Source organism: Actinomycetota bacterium (assembly GCA_036280995.1).
Lineage (GTDB): Bacteria > Actinomycetota > CALGFH01 > CALGFH01 > CALGFH01 > CALGFH01.
Window position 1 is genome coordinate 1 of record DASUPQ010000058.1, and the last position, 4,820, is coordinate 4,820.

The 4,820-nt window shown below is 71.0% G+C and carries 6 protein-coding genes; 2 read left to right on the forward strand and 4 right to left on the reverse strand.

All coding sequences use genetic code 11. The features are described 5' to 3' along the window. Positions 1-312, forward strand: a 312-nt coding sequence (locus tag VF468_01615; GenBank protein HEX5877018.1) for a hypothetical protein, incomplete at its 5' end; no start/stop codon positions are given. Here VF468_01615 and VF468_01620 read toward each other — a convergent pair. Both VF468_01620 and VF468_01625 read right to left on the reverse strand, forming a co-directional pair. Further along, positions 275-880 (reverse strand): recombinase family protein, encoded by a 606-nt coding sequence (locus VF468_01620; GenBank protein ID HEX5877019.1) that lies wholly within the window; start codon positions 878-880, stop codon positions 275-277. The two genes, VF468_01615 and VF468_01620, sit on opposite strands and share 38 nt — an antisense overlap. A 185-nt stretch (positions 881-1,065) precedes the next feature. Further along, positions 1,066-1,407 carry a spore germination protein GerW family protein gene (locus VF468_01625; GenBank protein HEX5877020.1) on the reverse strand — a complete coding sequence of 114 codons (342 nt, stop codon included), beginning with the start codon at positions 1,405-1,407 and terminating at the stop codon, positions 1,066-1,068. 183 nt (positions 1,408-1,590) lie between these two features. Between VF468_01625 and VF468_01630 the strand changes: the two genes are divergently transcribed. Continuing rightward, complete coding sequence (locus tag VF468_01630; protein ID HEX5877021.1) at positions 1,591-3,255, forward strand: YibE/F family protein; 1,665 nt, start codon at positions 1,591-1,593, stop codon at positions 3,253-3,255. Between the two features lie 5 nt (positions 3,256-3,260). Here the strand turns inward: VF468_01630 and VF468_01635 are convergent, their stop codons facing one another. Together VF468_01635 and VF468_01640 are read right to left on the reverse strand one after the other, a co-directional pair. Next, on the reverse strand, positions 3,261-4,001 hold the full coding sequence (locus VF468_01635; GenBank protein ID HEX5877022.1) for a TIGR03943 family protein: 741 nt from the start codon (positions 3,999-4,001) through the stop codon (positions 3,261-3,263). Continuing rightward, positions 3,998-4,820: permease (locus VF468_01640; protein ID HEX5877023.1), on the reverse strand; the 823-nt coding region annotated here is incomplete at its 5' end. The genes VF468_01640 and VF468_01635, both read right to left, overlap by 4 nt.

The window sequence follows — 4,820 nt, forward strand, 5'->3', positions numbered from 1 at the left end:
GTCACCATGCGCGAGGCCTTTGCGGTGGCCCCCGGCATCACGGCGATCCGTTCGGTGGTCCTCCGCCACGCGGGTACAGACGCCTACGGCAGGCCGAGGCTGGAGTGTCTTCTTGCTGGCCGGTTTCTGCGCTCAGCCTTCGACGGCGTGCGTTGGCGCGACGCCGACGCGAGCAGAATTGTTCAGGACACAGCGACCGAGCTGCTGGTCAACCTTCGTCGGGGCGCGGAGCTGCAACCCATCAATCTGAGCAAGGAGCCGGAGATCCAGAAGGTCATCGACCATGTCGACTTTGAGGAGCTTCTTTCCTAGATAGAGAACCGTTTGAGCCCCCCACGTGACGGTAGATCGAGGCCCGGCTGACGCCAAGGGTCTTGGCGATCGCACTGACCGTGTACTGCCCGGATCCGTACATCTCCTCGGCCACCTGCAGCTTGTGGCTGGTCATGACCGAGGGTCGGCCGCCGTGGCGGCCGCGGGCCCGAGCCGCGGCCAGTCCTGCGGCCGTGCGTTCGCGGATTAGGTCGCGTTCGAACTCGGCCAGGGCGGCGAAGACATGGAAGACGAGCTTGCCGCCGGGGGTGGTGGTGTCGATCGCCTCCTGGAGGCTGCGGAACCCGATGCCGCGGTCGGCGAGACCGGTGATTGTGTCGACCAGGTGCCGGAGAGAGCGGCCGAGGCGGTCCAGCTTCCAGACGACCAGGGTGTCGCCGGGGCGCAGCTGGTCCAGGAGCTGCTCGAGGACGGGGCGGTCGGTACGAGCGCCGCTGGCGGTCTCAGTGAACACCCGGTAGCAGCCGGCGTGTTCTAGAGCATCAACCTGGAGTTGAGGTTGCTGGTCGGTGGTGGAGACGCGGGCATAGCCGAGCAGGTGTCCCATGCCGGGAACCGTCGCAGAATCCTGTGACAGCGGTGGTTGCGCGACGTTGATTTCGGACACGAGTTCTGGACGCGCCGAGGGCCCATGGTCAGCAGGCCGCGGTGGCTGTCGCAAAAAGGTCCGGTTCTGCGACAAGCAGCTCCGCTACAGGAAGCTGACTGCTCTCCGGTTCGATTGTGCTTCGGCTACCGCTTGGCCTTGGCCTTGATGATTGCCCGGATGGTGAGCAGGGCGACGATGGCGACCACTTGGCCGCCGAGGACGATCCGGTTGACATCCACCGCGGGTCGCCAGCTCAGCTCGCCCTCGCGGATGATGAACGCTCCAACCGGGCGGGCGGTGATGGCAAAGCCGCTGCCCGATCCCTTGCCTTGGCTCTGGGGATCTTCGCCGCTTCCGCCTCCCGCACCGCCCTGGACTCTGGCCGCGGGAATGATGGTCACGCCGTCCTTCTCGTACGGCTCACCGAACACCCGCTTGACGGTGAGTGTGTCCCGCGCCTGGGCGATGACGTCTTGGACCTCCATGGTCTCCTCCCTCGCTCGGTGTCATCCTCCATCCTGCCCGGCTGGTCGCGCGGGGGCCTGTCCATCCGCAAGCTTGTCGGCCTCTCGTCACGGGTTCGGACGACAGAGCGACGCTCCATCCCCCTTCAGGCTGCAGCGAGCTGGTTGGTCCTGGGTGGGCCGGAGGGCATAGCGTTCACCCCCATGGAGAAGGTGGTTCGCCGCCATCGGGTGATGCTGGTAGTGGTCAGCGTGCTGGCCCTGGTCGTCGTCGCTGGTGCGGCGGCGCTCTGGCCCCGCGGGGAGGTCGACAGGCCGGCCGGGGCGGGGCAGCAGGATGCGACCCGGGTGGTGCCGGCGACGCTGACCGGGGTGCAGGAGGTCCGCTGTGAGCAGGCCGACCCGGCTGCCGCCCAGGCGACCTGCGTCAAGGTGCAGGCCGAGCTGGCCGGTGGCCGGCGGGTCAGCTTTGAGACCACCGATCCGACCGGCGATACCCTCCGGGTTGGCCAGCGGGTCAAGCTGGCCGAGGTGGAACAGGAAGGAGGCCAGGCGAGCTACTACATCCAGGACCTGGAACGCACCCGGCCCATGGTGGTGCTGGTGGCGCTGTTCGTGCTGGCGGTGGTCGCCTTCGGTGGCTGGCAGGGGGTCCGGTCGCTGCTCGGGCTGGTCGTGTCGTTGGCGATCATCATCGGGTTCATCGTCCCGGCCATCCTGGGTGGCCACAACCCGGTGCCGGTGGCGCTGGTCGGGGCCATGGCGATCATGCTGGTCTCGCTGTATCTGTCCCATGGTGTCAGCCGCAAGACGACAGCCGCGGTGGTCGGCACCGCCCTCGCGCTGGGCTTGACCGCGGTCCTGACCGCCGGGTTCGTGGCCGCGACCGCCCTCACCGGGCTGGCCAGCGAGGATGCGCAGAAGGCCAGCTTCCAGGTCGGCGGCCTGTCGCTGCGTGGCCTGTTGCTGGCCGCAATCATCATCGGCGGCCTGGGCGTCCTGGACGACGTCACCGTCTCCCAGGCCTCACTGGTGTTCGAGCTGCGGCGCGCCAACCCATCGGCCAGCTTCGGCCAGCTGGTCCAGGGCGCCCTGGCAGTTGGCCGCGACCACATCGCCGCCACCGTGAACACGTTGTTTCTGGCCTATGCGGGGGCGTCGCTGCCGTTGCTGGTGCTGTTCAGCACCGGCGGCGCCGGCTTTGGCGAGGTGGCCACGGCCGAGGTGGCGGCGGTCGAGGTGGTGCGGACCCTGTGCGGCTCGGTCGGGCTGATCGCGGCGGTCCCGCTGACCACCATGCTCGCGGCCGCGCTGGCCGCCCCACAGGCCGAGGCCACCGATCAGCTGGCCCACCACAGCCCGGCCGCAGCCCGCATGCCCTATTCACCACGCCGCGGCCTGGCCTCGGACCAGTCCGTGTTGTGCTTCGAGCAGGTGCTCGCGCTCCATCAGCCGGTGCTGTCGCATGCGGCCGTGGGGACCAGCGGCTGGCCGCCGCTGGAGGAGCTACCCACCGATGCCCGCCAGGCGGTGCTGGAGGTGCAGCAGCAGGCGGCAACCAGCCGTGACCGTGGTGGGTCCTGGTATCGCAAGGCCTTCACCGTGGGCCGGGCCGCCCTCGACCTCCACGACCCCGGGCAGCTTGACTTGCTGCGACGCTGTGGCCCGTTCTCCACCGACGCCCGCGTCTGGGTCGAGGATGATCCGATGCCGGTCATCGAGAGCACCGAGACCCTGGACGGTGCACCGCGTTTCACCTATCGCCTGGACCCCGTGGAGCTGGAGCGCCTACGCGCTGCGCTCGACCGGGCCGGCCTGGCCGGCGCCAGCCTGGTGCCGCGCCGCTCCCGGGCCCACGTCGGCCACTGAGGCGGTCAGCCGGTGAACTGGACCGAGTACTCGTACGGGGGCCGGGGCGGGGCGATCGGGCGCACCAGGTCGGCCTGGAGCACCGGTGGGGGTGGGGTCGGGTCGTCGACGGCGGCCGGGCGGGGCAGCCAGGTTCCCTCGACCTCCAGCCACTGGTCCCGGGCCCGGGGGGCCGGGTCGCCATGGACGACTGCCTGGAGGGCTTCGGCGTCGGCGGCGCAGCAGAAGATGACAAAGCGGGTCAGCCGGTAGCCGTCGGCGTCCTCGGCGGGGGCGACGAACCCTGTCAGCCGTACCCGCACCCCGGTCAGCGACTGGCCGGGGTCGCGGACCGCGCGGGTGATGAACTCGGCCATCGGCATCGGGACCGCGCCCCGAACCGGGGCGGCCAACGGTGGGTACTGGTCGTCGTCGCCACCTGGGACCACCGACCGGCCCGAGACCGCGTAGGACCCGAGCGCGGTCGGCTGGACGAGCAGCACCACCAGCACCGGCACCAGCAACAGCCAACCGACCCGGGCCGTGTGCTGGTGGCCGCCGGAGCCGTGCGCGGGACCGGCCGCCTGCTGGCCGAGGAGGCCGACCGGCGGCAGCAGCCCCAGCAGCCCCACGATCACCCCACTCGCCAGCAGGTAGGGAGCCAGCCCGGGCCGGACGTAGTTGAGCACCTCCCCGCTCCACCACAGCCAGATGGCCGTCGCGCCCAGGACCACCAGCAGCACGCTGCGGGTCTGCTCATCGGTCATCGCAACACCACCTGGCCAACAACCAGCGCGCAGGCGACGGCAACCCCGAAGGTGAGGGGGGCGAAGCGGGCCGCGAACCGGCGGCCGAACACCCCCGACTGCATCGCGATCAGCTTCACGTCCACGGCCGGGCCCACGACCAGGAAGACCAGCCGTGCCGTGAGCGAGAACTCGCGCAGGCTGGCCGCCACGAACGCATCCGCCTCCGAGCAGATGGCCAGCAGCACCGCCAGCCCGCCCATCACCAGCACCGACAGCGCCGGATGGTCAGCCACCGCCAGCAGCAGCGACCGCGGCACCAGCACCTGCAGCGTCGCCGCCGCAGCCGCGCCCACCACCAGCCAGCCTCCGGCATCCCACAGGTCATGGCGGGCGGCCGAGCTGAAGGCCGGCCAGCGAGGGTCGCTGGCGCCCGCGACCCGGCTGCGGACCCGCTCCACCCAGGCGTCACCGCCCACCCGCCACCAGACCAGACCGACCGCGATGGAGGTCAACAGCGAGCCCAGGAACCGGGCCAGCACCATCTGCGGCTGCCCGGGGAAGGCCACCGCCGTCGCCACCAGGACGATGGGGTTCACCGCCGGGGCGGCCAGCATGAACGCCACCGCGGCGGCCGGCTGCACGCCCCGGGCGGCGAGGCGACCGGCGACCGGCACCGAGGCGCACTCACACCCCGGCAGGGCCGTCCCCGCCAGGGCCGCGCTGGGCACGGCCAGCAGCGCCGACCGCGGCAGCAGCCGCTCCAGCACCGCCGGCGACACCAGCGCCGTGATGGCCCCGCTCACCAGAACCCCGAGCACCAGGAACGGCAGGGCCTGC

Bases quoted from the DNA above. Each gene is read 5' to 3' on its own strand.
- VF468_01625 (HEX5877020.1), bottom strand. From the start codon at position 1,407: ATGGAGGTCCAAGACGTCATCGCCCAGGCGCGGGACACACTCACCGTC.
- VF468_01635 (HEX5877022.1), bottom strand. From the start codon at position 4,001: ATGACCGATGAGCAGACCCGCAGCGTGCTGCTGGTGGTCCTGGGCGCG.
- VF468_01620 (HEX5877019.1), bottom strand. From the start codon at position 880: ATGGGACACCTGCTCGGCTATGCCCGCGTCTCCACCACCGACCAGCAA.
- VF468_01630 (HEX5877021.1), top strand. From the start codon at position 1,591: ATGGAGAAGGTGGTTCGCCGCCATCGGGTGATGCTGGTAGTGGTCAGC.